Raw genomic sequence first — 16,684 nt, 5'->3', positions numbered from 1 at the left:
CAGCAGCATAGCCAACTGCGCGCCAGTATGCGGGGCGACGATGAAATCGTCACCGCTGCATTGCCCGCAAACGCGACGGCCGCCTCATCAGAGGCGGCCGTTTCTGTTTCAGCGTCAGCTGTTGTTGTGATCGACCTTGATGGTCGGATCGCTGCCGGCAATCAGGTTGTGCAGGTTGGCGCTCGCCCAGTTGTTGCCTTCCAGTTTGATCGTCACATCCGGCGTCGCCGCAGCGGCATCGCCCGAGTTGAATTTGCCCGCCGAGCTGACTTGCAGCGACGACGTGCCATCGACCGTGGTGATCTTCAGGAAGTTGTCGATCGTGCTGCCGGTTTCGCCCTGCAACAGGTCGCGCAGGTCGATGCGGTCGCCTTCGCTGGCTTTGAAATCCTTGATCACGTCGTTACCGGTGTCGCCCGATTTCCAGACGAAGGTGTCGCCACCGGAACCGCCGATGAGGATGTCGTTGCCCTGACCGCCGATCAGCGTGTCGTTGCCGGTGCCGCCGAGCAGGATGTCATTGCCTTTGCCGCCGTCGAGCAGGTCGGTGCCGCCCGAGCCGAACAGGATGTCATTGCCTGCGCCACCGAGCAGCGTGTCGTTGCCATCGTGCGCGCCGGACACATCGAACGCCTGATAGTGCTCGGTGATGTACTGGTGCACATTGCTGGTGGTGACTTTGCTGACATCAACGCCGGTTTCCTTGGCGACGAACGCCTGCATCGCCTGGTAACCCTCGCCGGCAATGCCGTTGAAGCTGACCAGATCGCCGAACAGGATGTCGTTGCCTTCGCCACCGTTGACGGTGTCGTTACCCGGCATCGTCGCTTCGGTATGGCCGATGATCGAGTTGGCCAGGTCCTTCGGATCGATGTTGGTTTGCGGCGTTTTGTCCGAGTCGTACGGCTTGAGGTCGTTGAGGCTGACGTCGTTGTTCAGACCAATGGCTTCGACGCTCGACAACCCGCTCAACAAGGCAAAGCCGCTGGTCGAGTTGCTGGTCGTCGACGAGTTGGTGCTGTTGCCGGTACCCGCGAGGTTCGACAATTCATAAGTGCCGTCGCCCTGCGCGTGAATCGTGCCCAAGGTTTCGCTGCTCCAGCCCCACCACGAGTTGTAGGTTTGCAGCACAACGCTGCCGGCACTGTTGATGGTCAGGTAGTGCGTGTTGTCGATGTAGGTGCTGAACGTGTCGCCCTGCTTGTAGTTGCTGGTGTTCACCACGCTGTCGAGTTTCACGTTGCCATACAGCGTCGGGTTGGTCTGCTCGCCGGTCTGGTAGTAAGTCGGCTGGCCGTCGGTGATGAAATACGTGAGGTTCTTCGCCCCGGTGTTGGCCACTGCGTCGGCACTCTGGAACCAGTTGGCCGTGGTCTTGAACACGTCCTCGTAGTTGGTACCGCCACCGGATGCCATCGAGTTCAGCACTGCTTTGAGCAAGGTCAGCGCATTCGGGTCGTTGAGATTCACCGACACCGACTTGTTGACCTGGGTATCGAAGTCCACCAGGAAGATGTTCACCGTACCCGAGTTGCTGCCGCCCAGGCTTTGCTTGAGGCTGTTGAACACCGAGGTCAGCGAGTCTTTTGCGGCGTTCAGCGACGAGGTGCTCATGCTGCCCGAGCTGTCGACCATGAACGCAATGTTGTAGTTGGTACCCGGGACCACGGTCAGACCGCCGATGTCAGCGACGATGATGTCGTTGGCGTCGGTGCCGGTGACGTTGTCATCACCCGAGGTGGCGGTGACCGCGTTGTACACCGCAGGCACCACGGTGACCGGAATGGTCGCGGTGCTGCTTGCCGAGCCGCCGACCTGTTCGGTGGACGTCGAGGTCACGGTCAGGTTGAACTGGCCGTTGTAGTAGGTCGGCGGAGTCACGGTCAGAGAGCCGAGGTTCCAGCCGGTGACGTTGGCTTCGCCATTGCTCGCGGTAACGGTGAAGGTATGACCGGCGCCATCGCTGAGCACCGAACCGACCGGCGCACCGCTGATCTTTACGCTCAGGGTTTCCGAGCCATCGGTGTCGGTCAGCGCGGTGCTGATCGCCGACAGTTTCACCGTGGTGCCTTCGGCGCCGGTGTTGAGCTTGTAGCCGTCGTAATAACCTTCGCCGTTGGTGCCGTGCAGATCGGAGACGGTCACGCCCGAGTTGATCAGATCCTGCACACCGGTGTAGATCGGCACGCCGGTGTTGCTGAGGTCAATCGGCGTGCTGCCGTTGACCGACAGGTTGACATCGTAGCTGCCCGGGCCGCTCTGGTTGTGGTGGTAGATGTCGAGGGTGTAGTAACCGCTTGTAGTCGGGGTAAACGAACCATTGATCGCACCGCCCGCGCCCCAGGTACCGGAAGCCACACTCTTGCCGCCGATGGTGATCAGCAGGCTGTCATCGGCCACGCCGCTGAAGCTGTAGGTCTTGCCGGCTTCCAGGTAGATCAGGCCAGAGGTCTTCGACGCCGTACCGGCGGCGACACTGCCGTCAGACTGCACGTTGGTGACGTTGCCGCTGGAGTTCGGTTTGCCGGCCGCGTCGATGACGTTTTTCAGGGTGGTCGAGTTCGCTCCGCTGCCGTCAGTGCCCAGACCCGGCAGACCGGTCCAGACTTCCTTGATCAGACCAGTGGATTTAACGCTGTTGTCAGCCACGGCTACGGTCGGCGCATCCGCCACTGGCGTGATGTCGATCTTCACTGTGCCGGTGCTGCCCAGCGCCTGGCCATCGGTAGGCTGGAACTTGATCTGCGCGTAGTCCGCCTGATTGTTGCCCAGACCGGTGCCGCCGTAACCGTTGGTGCCCGACTCGTTGGCATCCGGCAGGAAGCGCAGCTTGCCGGCGTCGATGTCGGCCTTGCTGAAGGTCTGGTTGTTGGCAACATCCTTCCAGGTCGAGCCGTCCAGATACTGCAGTTTGCCCTCGCCCGGCAGCTGCGTGATCTTGATACCGAGGCTGCTCGCCGGGCTGTCGACATCGCTGACGCCGAAGGTCGACCAGCCGAGTACCAGCGGCGTGTCTTCGGTGCCGGTGACATTGCTCGGCGCGGCGACCGGTGCATCGTTGACTGCCACCACGTTGACCGTGGTGGTCGCAGTGTTCGAGTAGTTGCCGCCATCGGTCACCGTCACGGTGATGATGCGCGGCACGGTGCTCGGGTTTTCGCTGCTGTTGGTGAAGCTGATGTTCTTGATGGCCTGCATGTAGTCGGCCAGGGTCGCGTTACCCGAGAGGGTCAGGGTCACCGTGCCGTTGGTGCTGTTGGCATTGATGGTGATGCCGTTGACGCTGTTGCCCAGATTCAGCGCATCACCATCCTGACGGTTGGTCAGCACCACGGTGGCACCGGTCAGCATCGTGCTGTCCGGGTCGGTGATGCTGATGTCGGTGTCAGCGATCGACACGCCGGCGCCCGGGGTGTTCTCGGTGAACGTCACCTTGTAATCGGCACCGGTCGCACCGCTGGAGTTGTTGGCGTCCAGATCGAGCACCGGTGGCGCATCGTTGTCGATGATTGAGGTGCTGACGCTGCCATTGGTGCCGCTGACCGCGAGGTTCTCGAAGTTGCCGCCGGTAGCCGAATCGATCTTGACCACGAAGTTCTCGGTGCCTTCGGTGATCTTGTCATCGAGGGTGGCGACGTTGAACTGCGCGCTGCTGGCGCCCGCCGGGATCTTCACGGTGTACACGCCAGTGAAGTCCGAACCGTCGGCGGCGGTGCCGCTGTAGACGATTTTCAGGGTCACTTCGGTCTGCGCCGGGTGATTGAGGCTGACGGTATAGCTGGCGGTCTGGCCTTCGGTCACCGAGCTGCTGCCAGTGATGCTGACGGTAGTGGTGTCGACGGTGTCGGTGACGCTGGTCACTGCTGGCGTGGTGCTCGGTACCAGTTTTTCGAAGCTGCCTCCGGTGGCGCTGCTGATGGTCGCCTGCACGGTGCCGGCGTCTTTGTAGACGTCGTCAGCTGGCGCTGGAACGTTCACCGTGCCGGTGGTTTCGCCAGCCTTGATGGTGATCACGGCGCCGTTCGACAAGGTTACGGTCACTGGCGAGCCAGCGGCGTTGGTCAGGGTCGCGGTGTAAGTGATCTGGCCACCTTCAGCCACCGAGTTTGTTGCCGACAGCGACAGGCTGGTGGTGTCGACGGTGTCGGTCACGGTGGTGCTGACCGGCGTTTTGTCGGCGACGAGGTTTTCGAAGTTGCCGCCGCTGACGTTGGTGATCGAGTTGGTCAACGGAGCGTTGCCGGTCAGCGCATCGTTCGGTGCGACGGCGGTTACGGTGCCGGTGGTCTGGCCGACGGCGATGGTGATGTTTTGACCGTTAGCCAACGTCACGACAACTGGCGAACCGGTGACGGGCGCGCCGACGGTTGCGGTGTAGACGACATTGCCGCCTTCGGCTGCTGTGGCGGTTGCGCTCAGTTTTACGGTGGTGGTGTCGATGGTGTCGGTGACGCTCGTAACGGCAGGTGTACTGCTGGTCACCAGGTTTTCGAAGTTGCCACCGGTCGCGGTTTTGATCGTGGCTTGCACGGAACCGGCATCTTTGTAGACGTCGTCGGACGGTGCCGCAACGGTTGCAGTGCCGGTTGTTTCGCCAGCCTTGATGGTGATCACGGCGCCGTTCGACAGGGTGACGGTCACAGGCGAGCCAGCGGCGTTGGTCAGTGTCGCGGTGTAGGTGATCTGGCCACCTTCGGCCACGGAGCCGGTTGCGCTCAGTGACAGATTGGTGGTGTCGACGGTGTCGGTCACGGTGGTGCTGACCGGGGTCTTGTCGGCAACGAGGTTTTCGAAGTTGCCGCCGGTTACGTTAGTGATCGAGTTGGTGATCGGAGCGTGGCCGGTCAGTGCATCGTTCGAAGCAACAGCGGTTGCAGTGCCGGTAGTCTGACCGACGCCGATGGTGATGGTCTGGCCGTTGGCCAGAGTTACCACAACTGGCGAGCCGGTGACCGGAGCGCCGACGGTGGCGGTGTAGGTCACGGTGCCGCCTTCGGCTACCGAAGTGTCAGCGGTCAGTTTGACCGTCGAAGTGTCGATGGTGTCAGTGACTGTCGTCACGGCCGGAGCAGCGCTTGGTACCAGGTTTTCGAAGTTGCCGCCGGTAGCGCTGGTGATCGTCGCCTGCACAGAACCGGCATCTTTGTAGACGTCATCGGACGGTGCAGGAATGGTTGCGGTGCCGGTGGTTTCGCCAGCCTTGATGGTGATAACGGCACCGTTCGACAAGGTGACGGTCACAGGCGAGCCAGCGGCGTTGGTCAGTGTAGCGGTGTAAACGATCGAGCCACCTTCGGCCACGGAACCGGTCGCACTCAGAGACAGGTTGGTGGTGTCGGCAACGTCGGTGACAGTGGTCGAGACCGGAGTTTTATCCGCCACCAGATTTTCGAAATTGCCACCGCTGACGTTGGTGATCGAGTTGGTGATCGGAGCGTTGCCAGTCAGCGCATCGTTCGGAGCAACAGCGGTTGCGGTGCCAGTGGTCTGGCCGACGCCGATGGTGATGGTCTGGCCGTTGGCCAGAGTCACGACCACAGGCGAGCCAGTCACTGGTGCACCAACGGTGGCGGTGTAAGTCACGGTGCCGCCTTCCGCGACCGAAGTGTCGGCGGTCAATTTGACGGTCGACGTGTCGATGGTGTCGGTGACAGTCGTCACGGCTGGAGCAGTGCTCGGTACCAAGTTCTCGAAGTTGCCGCCGGTGGCTTTGGTGATCGTCGCCTGCACCGAGCCGGCATCTTTGTAGACGTCATCGGACGGTGCCGCAACGGTTGCAATGCCGGTGGTTTCGCCAGCCTTGATGGTGATGACCGCGCCGTTCGACAGAGTGACGGTCACAGGCGAGCCAGCGGCGTTGGTCAGTGTCGCGGTGTAGGTGATCTGGCCACCTTCGGCCACGGAGCCGGTTGCGCTCAGTGACAGATTGGTGGTGTCGACGGTGTCGGTCACGGTGGTGCTGACCGGGGTCTTGTCGGCAACGAGGTTTTCGAAGTTACCGCCGGTTACGTTAGTGATCGAGTTGGTGATCGGAGCGTGGCCGGTCAGTGCATCGTTCGAAGCAACAGCAGTTGCAGTGCCGGTAGTCTGACCGACGCCGATGGTGATGGTCTGACCGTTGGCCAGAGTTACCACAACTGGTGAGCCGGTAATCGGAGCACTAACGGTGGCGGTGTAAGTCACGGTGCCGCCTTCAGCCACCGAAGTATCAGCAGTCAGTTTGACGGTCGAAGTGTCGATGGTGTCGGTGACTGTCGTCACGGCCGGAGCAGTGCTTGGTACCAGGTTCTCGAAGTTGCCACCGGTAGCGCTGGTGATCGTCGCCTGGACGGAACCGGCGTCTTTGTAGACGTCGTCGGACGGTGCAGGAACGGTTGCGGTGCCGCTGGTTTCGCCTGCTTTGATGGTGATCACGGCGCCGTTCGACAAGGTCACGGTCACTGGCGAGCCAGCGGCGTTGGTCAGGGTCGCGGTGTACGTGATCTGGCCACCTTCGGCTACCGAACCGGTCGCACTCAGCGACAGATTGGTGGTGTCGGTAACGTCCGCGACAGAAGTCGAAACTGGAGTTTTGTCCGCCACCAGATTTTCGAAGTTGCCGCCGGTTACGCCAGTGATCGAGTTGGTGATCGGCGCATTACCGGCCAACGCATCGTTCGCAGCAACAGCAGTTGCAGTGCCAGTGGTCTGGCCGACGCCGATGGTGATGGTCTGGCCGTTGGCCAGAGTTACCACAACTGGCGAGCCGGTGACCGGAGCGCCGACGGTGGCGGTGTAGGTCACGGTGCCGCCTTCGGCTACCGAAGTGTCGGCGGTCAGTTTGACTGTCGACGTGTCGATGGTGTCGGTGACTGTCGTCACGGCTGGAGCTGTGCTCGGCACCAGGTTCTCGAAGTTACCGCCGGTAGCGCTGGTGATCGTCGCCTGCACGGAACCAGCATCTTTGTAAACGTCATCGGACGGTGCCGGAACGGTCACATTACCGCTGGTTTCGCCAGCCTTGATGGTGATCACGGCGCCATTCGACAGGGTCACGGTTACTGGTGAGCCAGCAGCATTGGTCAATGTCGCGGTGTAAGTGATCTGGCCACCTTCCGCCACCGAATTGCTGGCGCTCAAGGACAGATTTGTAGTGTCGGTAACGTCGGTGACAGAAGTCGAGACCGGAGTCTTGTCCGCAACCAGATTTTCGAAATTGCCGCCACTGACGTTGGTGATCGAGTTGGTGATCGGAGCATTACCGGCCAACGCATCGTTCGCAGCAACAGCAGTTGCAGTGCCAGTAGTCTGGCCGACGCCGATGGTGATGGTCTGACCGTTGGCCAGAGTCACGACGACAGGGGAGCCAGTCACTGGTGCACCGACGGTGGCGGTGTAAGTCACGGTGCCGCCTTCAGCCACCGAAGTATCAGCCGTCAGTTTGACGGTCGAAGTATCGATGGTGTCAGTGACCTGAGTGATCGCTGGAGTGGTGCTCGGCACGAGATTTTCGAAGTTGCCACCGGTGGCACTGGTGATCGTCGCCTGGACGGAACCGGCGTCTTTGTAGACGTCATCGGACGGTGCCGCAACGGTTGCGGTGCCGGTGGTTTCACCAGCCTTGATGGTGATCACAGCGCCGTTCGACAAGGTCACGGTCACTGGCGAGCCAGCGGCGTTGGTCAGTGTCGCGGTGTAAGTGATCTGGCCGCCTTCCGCCACCGAATTGCTTGCGCTCAAGGACAGATTTGTCGTGTCGGTAACGTCGGTGACAGAAGTCGTAACTGGAGTTTTGTCCGCAACCAGATCTTCGAAATTGCCACCGGTTACGCCAGTGATCGAGTTGGTGATCGGCGCATTACCGGCCAACGCATCGTTCGGTGCGGTGAAGGTTGCGGTGCCGGAAATTTGGCCGACAGCGATAGTGATGTTCTGACCATTAGCCAGAGTCACGACAACAGGCGAGCCGGTAACCGGAGCGCCAACGGTGGCGGTGTAAGTCACGGTGCCGCCTTCTGCCACCGACGTATCGGCGGTCAGTTTGACCGTCGAAGTGTCAATGGTGTCGGTGACAGTCGTCACGGCCGGAGCTGTGCTCGGTACCAGGTTCTCGAAATTGCCACCGGTAGCGCTGGTGATCGTCGCCTGCACGGAACCTGCGTCTTTGTAGACGTCATCGGACGGTGCAGGAACGGTTGCGGTGCCGGTGGTTTCGCCAGCCTTGATGGTGATCACAGCGCCGTTCGACAAGGTCACGGTCACTGGTGAGCCAGCGGCGTTGGTCAGTGTAGCGGTGTAAGTGATCTGGCCACCTTCAGCCACCGAGTTACTGGCGCTGAGCGACAGATTGGTAGTGTCGGCAACGTCGGTGACAGAAGTCGAAACCGGAGTTTTGTCTGCAACCAGATCTTCGAAATTGCCGCCGCTCACGCCAGTGATCGAGTTGGTGATCGGAGCATTACCGGTCAGAGCATCGTTCGCAGCAACAGCAGTTGCAGTGCCAGTAGTCTGACCGACGCCGATGGTGATGGTCTGGCCGTTGGCCAGAGTTACCACAACTGGCGAGCCGGTGACCGGAGCTCCGACGGTGGCGGTGTAAGTCACGGTGCCGCCTTCGGCTACCGAAGTGTCGGCCGTCAGTTTGACGGTCGAAGTATCGATGGTGTCGGTGACTTGGGTGATCGCTGGCGTGGTGCTCGGCACGAGATTTTCGAAGTTACCACCGGTGGTGCTGGTGATCGTGGCCTGAACAGAGCCGGCGTCTTTGTAGACGTCGTCAGCTGGCGCTGGAACATTCACGGTGCCGGTGGTCTTGCCGGCGTCGATGGTGATCACAGCGCCGTTCGACAGGGTCACGGTCACTGGCGAGCCAGCGGCGTTGGTCAATGTCGCGGTGTAAGTGATCTGGCCACCTTCAGCCACCGAGTTGCTGGCGCTGAGCGACAGATTGGTGGTGTCGGTAACATCCGTAACAGAAGTCGAAACCGGTGTTTTGTCCGCCACCAGATCTTCGAAGTTGCCGCCGCTCACGCCAGTGATCGAATTGGTGATCGGAGCATTACCGGCCAACGCATCGTTCGAAGCAACAGCGGTTGCAGTGCCAGTAGTCTGACCGACGCCGATGGTGATGGTCTGGCCGTTGGCCAGGGTCACGACCACAGGCGAGCCAGTCACTGGTGCACCAACGGTGGCGGTGTAAGTCACGGTGCCGCCTTCAGCCACCGAAGTATCGGCGGTCAGTTTGACCGTCGAAGTGTCGATGGTATCGGTGACATTCGTCACCGCTGGAACCATGCTTGGCACCAGGTTCTCGAAGTTGCCGCCGGTCGCACCCTCGATGGTCACTTCGACTTTACCGGCATCTTTATAGACGTCGTCTTTCGGTGCATCGACTGTCACGGTGCCGGTGGTTTTGCCCGCGTCGATAGTGATCGTGGCGCCGTTCGACAGGGTCACGGTCACCGGTGTGCCGGCCGGGTTGGTCAGGGTTGCGGTGTAGGTGATCTGGCCGCCTTCGGCGACCGAATCGCTGGCGGTCAGGTTCAGGTTGGTGGTGTCGGTGGTGTCGGAAACCACGGTGTCGGCGGACTTGCCGTCGACCACCAGTTTTTCGTAGTTGCCACCGGTGGCGCCATCAATGGTCACGCTCAGCGAGCTGCCGCCCGCCAATGGGCTGTTCGGCGCGACGTAGTTGACGCTGCCGGTGGTTTCGCCAACGGCGATGGTGATGGTCTGACCGTTGGACAGGCTCACGATCACCGGCGAACCGGTCACTGGCGCGCCCACGGTGGCGGTGTAAACCACGGTTTCGCCTTCGGCGACGTTCGCAGTGGCGCTCAGCGACACGGAGGTGGTGTCGATGGTGTCGTTGACCGTGGTCACCACCGGCTCTTTGCTGGCGACGAGGTTTTCGAAGTTGCCGCCGGTTGCGCTCTGGATGGTCGCTTCAACGCTGCCGGCGTCTTTATAGACGTCGTCTTTCGGTGCATCGACGGTCACGCTGCCGGTGGTCTTGCCGGCCTCGATGAGGATAGTCGCACCGTTCGACAGGGTCACGGTGACCGGTGTGCCAGCGGCGTTGCTCAAAGTCGCGGTGTAGGTAATCTGGCCGCCTTCGTTCACCGCGCCGGTCGCGCTCAGCGACAGGTTGGTGGTGTCGACGGTGTCGGTCACGGTGGTGCTGACCGGGGTCTGGTCGGCGACAAGATTTTCGAAATTACCGCCGCTGACGTTGGTGATCGAGTTGGTCAGCGGCGCGTGGCCGGCGAGGACGTCGTTCGGCGCGGTGGTGCTCACGCTGCCGCTGGTCTTGCCGACTTCGATAGTGATGTTCTGACCGTTGGCCAGGGTGACGACCACAGGCGAACCGGTGACCGGCGCGCCGACGGTGGCGGTGTAGGTGACGGTGCCGCCTTCGGCTGCGGTTTCGGTGGCGGTCAGTTTGACCGTCGAGGTGTCGACGGTGTCGGTGACATCGGTAACCGCTGGCGTGGTGCTTGGCACCAGGTTTTCGAAGTTGCCGCCGATGGCGTCCTTGATCGTGACTTCGACTTTGCCGGCGTCTTTGTAGACGTCATCGGCAGGTGCCGGAACGGTGACGGTGCCGCTGGTTTTGCCGGCCTCGATGGTGATCACCGCGCCGTTGCTCAGGCTCACGGTCACTGGCGTGCCGGCCGGGTTGCTCAGGGTTGCGGTGTAGACAATCGAACCGCCCTCGGCCACAGAGCCGGTCGCGGACAGCGACAGGTTGGTGGTGTCGGCGACGTCGGTTACCGAGGTCACCGCCGGGGTCTGGTCTGCGACGAGATTTTCGTAATTGCCACCACTGGCGCCGTCGATTTTCACGCTCAGGGTGTTGCCGCCGGCCTGTGCATCGTTCGGCGCGGTGAAGTTGACGCTGGCGCTGCTGGCGCCGACCGGAATGGTGATGGTCTGGCCGTTGGACAGGGTCACCACCACTGGCGAACCGGTGACCGGTGCGGTCACGGACGCGGTGTAGACAACCACGCCGCCTTCTACCGCACTGGCGCTGGCGGTCAGCGCAACAGTGCTGTTGTCGATGGTGTCGGTGACATCAGTTACCGCAGGAGTCTTGTCGATCACCAGATTTTCAAAGTTGCCACCGCTGGTCTTGGTGATGCTCGCATCGACCTTGCCGGCGTCCTTGTACACGTCATCGCCAGGCGCGGCGACGGTCGCAGTGCCAGTGCTCGCACCCTTGGCGATGTTGATCACCGCGCCGTTGCTCAGGGTCACGCTCATGGCGGTGCCGGCCGGATTGCTCAGGGTCGCCGTGTAGACGATCGAGCCGCCCTCGGCAACGCTGCCGGTGGCGCTCAGGCTGATGTTGGTGGTGTCGACGGCGTCGGTGACTTTGGTCACCACAGCCGAACGATCGGCCTCGACGCGCTCGAAATTCCCGCCGCTGTGGCTGGCGATCGCCGTCCGCACGTTGCTGCCATCGATGTACGGCGTATTGGCGGGCGCCGGGAAATTCACCGAACCGCTGGTAGCACCGGCCGCGATGTTGATCACCGCGCCGTTGGCCAGGGTCACGGTCATCGCAGTGCCGGCCGGGTTGCTCAGGGTCGCGGTGTAGGTGATCTGGCCACCTTCGCTGACGGTATCGCTGGCGGTCAGGGTCAGTGCGGTTGTGTCGACGGTGTCGTTGACCGTGGTGCTGACCGGAGTCTTGCTGACGTCGAGTTTCTCGAAGTTGCCGCCGCTGGCATCGGTCATGGTTACGGTGAGCTTGCTGACGTCCTTGTAGACGTCATCGCTCGGTGCGGCAATCGTCACCGAACCGCTGGTCTTGCCGGCTTCGATGGTGATGGTCTGGCCGTTGCTCAGGTTGACCGTTACCGGCGTTTGCGCGGCGTTGGTCAACGTTGCGGTGTAAGTAATCGAAGAGCCTTCGAGCACATAGCTTTCTGCGCTGAGGGTCAGGTGCGTGGTGTTGACCGTGTCGGCGACGTTGGTCACCGCAGGCGTAGTGCTCGGCACCAGGTTTTCGAAGTTGCCGCCGGTGGCGTCCTTGATAGTGACTTCGACTTTGCCGGCGTCTTTGTAGACGTCATCGGCAGGTGCCGGAACGGTCACGGTGCCGGTGGTCTTGCCGGCTTCAATGGTGATGACCGAACCGTTGCTCAGGTTGACGGTGACCGGCGTACCGGCCGGGTTGCTCAGCGTCGCGGTGTAGGTGATCTGCCCGCCTTCATTGACATTGCCGGTGGCAGTCAGCGCGACGCTGGTGGTGTCGACGGTGTCGGTCACGGTGGTGCTGACCGGGGCCTTGTCGGCGACCAGATTTTCGAAGTTGCCGCCGCTGACGTTGGTGATCGAGTTGGTCAGTGGTGCGTGACCGATCTGCACGTCATTCGATACCGGGGCGGTGACGCTGCCGGTGGTCTGGCCGACGGCGATGGTGATGCTCTGGCCGTTGGCCAGGGTCGCGACAACAGGCGTGCCGGTGACGGGCGCGCCGACAGTGGCGGTGTAGGTGACGGTTCCGCCTTCGGCTACCGAAGTGTCGGCGGTCAATTTGACCGTCGAGGTATCGATGGTGTCGGTGACTTGAGTGACCGCTGGCGTGGTGCTCGGAACGAGGTTCTCGAAGTTGCCGCCGGTGGCGCTGGTGATTGTGGCCTGCACGGAACCGGCGTCTTTGTAGACGTCGTCGGACGGAGCCGGGAAGGTCACATTACCGCTGGTTTCGCCTGCATTGATGGTGATGACGGCGCCGTTCGACAAGGTCACGGTTACTGGCGAGCCAGCTGCATTGGTCAAGGTCGCGGTGTAAGTGATCTGGCCGCCTTCAGCCACGGAAGCGGTCGCGCTCAGCGACAGATTGGTGGTGTCGGCCACGTCGGTGACGGTGGTCGAAACTGGGGTTTTGTCCGCCACCAGATTTTCGAAGTTGCCACCGGTTACGCCAGTGATCGAGTTGGTCAGCGGAGCGTTGCCGGTCAAGGCATCGTTCGGTGCGGTGTAAGTGACGGAGCCGGTGGTCTGGCCGACGGCGATGGTGATGTTCTGACCGTTGGCCAACGTCACTACCACAGGCGAGCCGGTGACTGGCGCGCCGACGGTGGCGGTGTAAGTTACGGTGCCGCCTTCGGCAACCGAGGTGTCTGCGCTCAGCTTCACCGTCGAGGTATCGACGGTGTCAGTGATTTCGGTCACTGCTGGCGTAGTGTTCGGCACCAGATTTTCGAAGTTGCCGCCGGTGGCGTCCTTGATGCTGACTTCGACCTGGCCGGCGTCTTTGTAGACGTCATCGGCCGGCGCTGGAACGGTAATGGTGCCGGTGGTTTTGCCGGCATCAATGGTGATCACCGAGCCGTTGCTCAGGGTCACGGTTACCGGGGTGCCGGCCGGATTCGTCAGCGTGGCGGTGTAGGTGATCTGGCCACCCTCGGCCACGGAACCGGTGGCGCTAAGGCTCAGGCCAGTGTCATCCACCGAGTCGGTGATGGTGGTCACCGCTGGCGTGTTGCTTGGCACCAGATTTTCGAAGTTGCCGCCGGTAGCGCCGGTGATGGTGGTGCTGACGGTGCTGCCATTGCTGTACACGTCGTTGGCCGCAGTCGGCACGTTGACGGTACCAACGGTTTCGCCAGCCGCAATGGTGATGGTCGAACCGTTGGACAGGGTGACGGTTACCGGGGTCTGCGCCGGGTTGGTCAGTGTCGCGGTGTAAGTGATCTGACCGCCTTCAACAATGTTGTTGGTCGCGGTCAGGGTCAGGCCAGTGTCATCGACCGAGTCGGTGATGGTGGTGACCGCAGGCGTGTTGCTTGGCACTAGGTTTTCGAAATTGCCACCGGTAGCGCCAGTGATGGTGGTGCTGACGGTGCCGCCATTGTTGTAGACGTCGTTGGTCGCAGTCGGCACGTTGACGGTGCCCACGGTTTCGCCAGCAGCAATGGTGATGGTCGAACCGTTGGACAGGGTGACGGTTACCGGGGTCTGCGCCGGGTTGGTCAGTGTCGCGGTGTAAGTGATCTGACCGCCTTCAACGATGTTATTGGTCGCAGTCAGGGTCAGGCCAGTGTCATCGACCGAGTCGGTGATGGTGGTCACCGCTGGCGTGTTGCTTGGCACCAGGTTTTCGAAGTTGCCACCGGTTGCACTGGTGATGGTGGTGCTGACGGTGCTGCCATTGTTGTACACGTCGTTGGCCGCAGTCGGCACGTTGACGGTGCCGACGGTTTCGCCGGCCGCAATGGTGATGGTCGAGCCGTTCGACAGGGTGACGGTCACCGGGGTTTGCGCCGGATTAGTCAGTGTCGCGGTGTAGGTGATCTGACCGCCTTCAACGATGTTGTTGGTCGCGGTCAACGTCAGACCGGTGTTATCAACCGAATCAGTGATCGTGGTAACGGCTGGCGTGGTGTTTGGCACCAGGTTTTCGAAATTGCCACCGGTTGCGCCAGTGATCGTGGTGCTGACGGTGCTGCCGTTGTTGTACACGTCATTGTCCGCTGTCGGCACGTTGACGGTGCCCACGGTCTCGCCGGCCGCGATGGTGATGGTCGAGCCGTTGGAAAGAGTGACAGTTACCGGCGTCTGCGCCGGGTTGGTCAGGGTCGCGGTGTAAGTGATCTGACCGCCTTCAACGATGTTATTGGTCGCGGTCAGAGTCAAACCGGTGTTGTCGACCGAATCGGTGATGGTGGTAACGGCTGGCGTGGTGTTCGGCACCAGGTTTTCGAAATTGCCGCCAGTTGCGCCGGTGATGGTGGTGCTGACGGTGCTGCCATTGTTGTACACGTCATTGGCCGCAGTCGGCACGTTGACGGTGCCGACGGTTTCGCCAGCGGCGATGGTGATAGTCGAACCGTTCGACAGGGTGACGGTAACCGGCGTCTGCGCCGGGTTGGTCAGTGTCGCGGTGTAAGTGATCTGGCCGCCTTCAACGATGTTGTTGGTCGCGGTCAGGGTCAGGCCGGTGTTGTCGACCGAATCGGTGATCGTGGTAACGGCTGGCGTGGTGTTCGGCACCAGGTTTTCGAAATTGCCGCCAGTTGCGCCAGTGATCGTGGTGCTGACGGTGCTGCCATTGTTGTACACGTCGTTGGCCGCAGTCGGCACGTTGACGGTACCAACGGTTTCGCCAGCCGCAATGGTGATGGTCGAGCCGTTCGACAGAGTGACGGTCACCGGGGTTTGCGCCGGGTTGGTCAACGTCGCGGTGTAGGTGATCTGACCGCCTTCAACGATGTTGTTGGTCGCGGTCAACGTCAGACCGGTGTTATCAACCGAATCAGTGATCGTGGTAACGGCTGGCGTGGTGTTTGGCACCAGGTTTTCAAAGTTGCCGCCGGTAGCCCCGGTGATCGTCGTCGTAACGGTGCTGCCGTTGTTATAGACGTCATTCGCTGGCGTCGGCACGTTAACAGTGCCGGTAGTCTGGCCAGCGCCAATGGTAATGGTCGAGCCGTTCGACAGAGTGACGGTTACCGGAGTTTGCGCCGGGTTGGTCAAAGTCGCCGTATAGGTAATCTGGCCGCCTTCGGTCACGCTCGAACCAGCCGTCAACGTGACGGTAGTGGTGTCGACGGTGTCGGTGACTTGCGTGGTCGCCGGGATAGTCGGCGGGGTCACGGTGATGCCGTTGCCGCCGCTGGTGCCGGTGACGGTCACGTCGATCTGGGTCGGGTCGTTGTAGACCGTGTCGTTCGGTGCCAGCGGCACGTTGACGGTGCCGGTGGTGGCGCCGGCCGGGATGACGATCACTGCGCCATTGGACAGGGTGATGGTCAGGTCGGTCAGCGGCGCCTGGGTCAGGGTCGCGGTGTACACCAGCACGCCGCCGGCTTCGGTGATGGTCGGCGTGGCGCTGAGGCTCAGGGTCGAGTCACGCAGCGCGTTGGTGGTGGTGTCGGTGGTCAGGCCGCCGGTGGTGTCCTGCGCGACTTGGCCGGCAGAATTGATGCCCGCCGTCGGAAAGCCAATGGTCGGATCGACGCGGCCAGCGGTGGCGTCGAGCATGACAAAGCTGTGACCACCACCGGCGGCGCCACCGGTACCTGCGGCGGTCGGGCCGGCCGCGGTGGATTCGAGTGCGGTGGTTGGGTCGACACCGGCGGCGATGGCTTGCTGCAGTTCTTCTACAGAAGGCGCGGCCTGCGCGGTGGCTTCGGCCAGGTCAGTGCTGGAGTCAGGCGAGCTGGCGCTCCACTGGGTGTTGCGACCCAGATCGAGCATGCGGCCATCGGCCAGTTCCAGCGACACTGCGCCGGACAGGCCGGTATCGATCTGGTCGCCGACATACAGGCGATCGCCTTCAACGAGTACGCGACGCACGCCCTCTGGGGACACCACGAAAACCTGACCGACAATGCTTTTGACGACGGCAACAACACTGCTCATTGAAGACTCTCCGGGGTGTCACATTCAGTTGACTTCCATGGACCTGACGGGCGTCGGCGCCACTTCAGTCTGGACGTACTTTCTATAAATGGATAACTTATTGACGCTGTATTTCCGTCAATAATCTGGCTATAAATTATCGCGATTAACTTTATGCCAAACTATTGACCTTCTGGGAGCCATCCTAAACAATCGCCCCACTAATGTCACATTGATATTTCCGCGGCGACCTGTCCTTCAGCGTGTCATCCAGTTCCTGTTTTGAACTTTCCGACATACGGTCTTTCGGGTTGCCATCATCCGACGCAGCACCACGTTTCTGCTGTGATTC

General features: G+C 61.5%; 1 protein-coding gene. It reads right to left on the bottom strand.

Going from position 1 to position 16,684, the window contains the following annotated elements; genetic code table 11:
• Positions 1 to 114: 114 nt before the first annotated feature.
• A complete protein-coding gene (locus tag KVG85_RS19565; RefSeq protein ID WP_217864711.1) occupies positions 115 to 16,353 on the bottom strand; it encodes a LapA family giant adhesin in 16,239 nt (5,412 codons plus the stop codon).
• Positions 16,354 to 16,684: the final 331 nt, after the last annotated feature.

The sequence above is a fragment of the Pseudomonas triticicola genome (genome assembly GCF_019145375.1).
In the GTDB taxonomy this organism is placed as follows: Bacteria; Pseudomonadota; Gammaproteobacteria; order Pseudomonadales; family Pseudomonadaceae; genus Aquipseudomonas; species Aquipseudomonas triticicola.
This window is presented reverse-complemented; position numbering and strand designations above follow the sequence as displayed.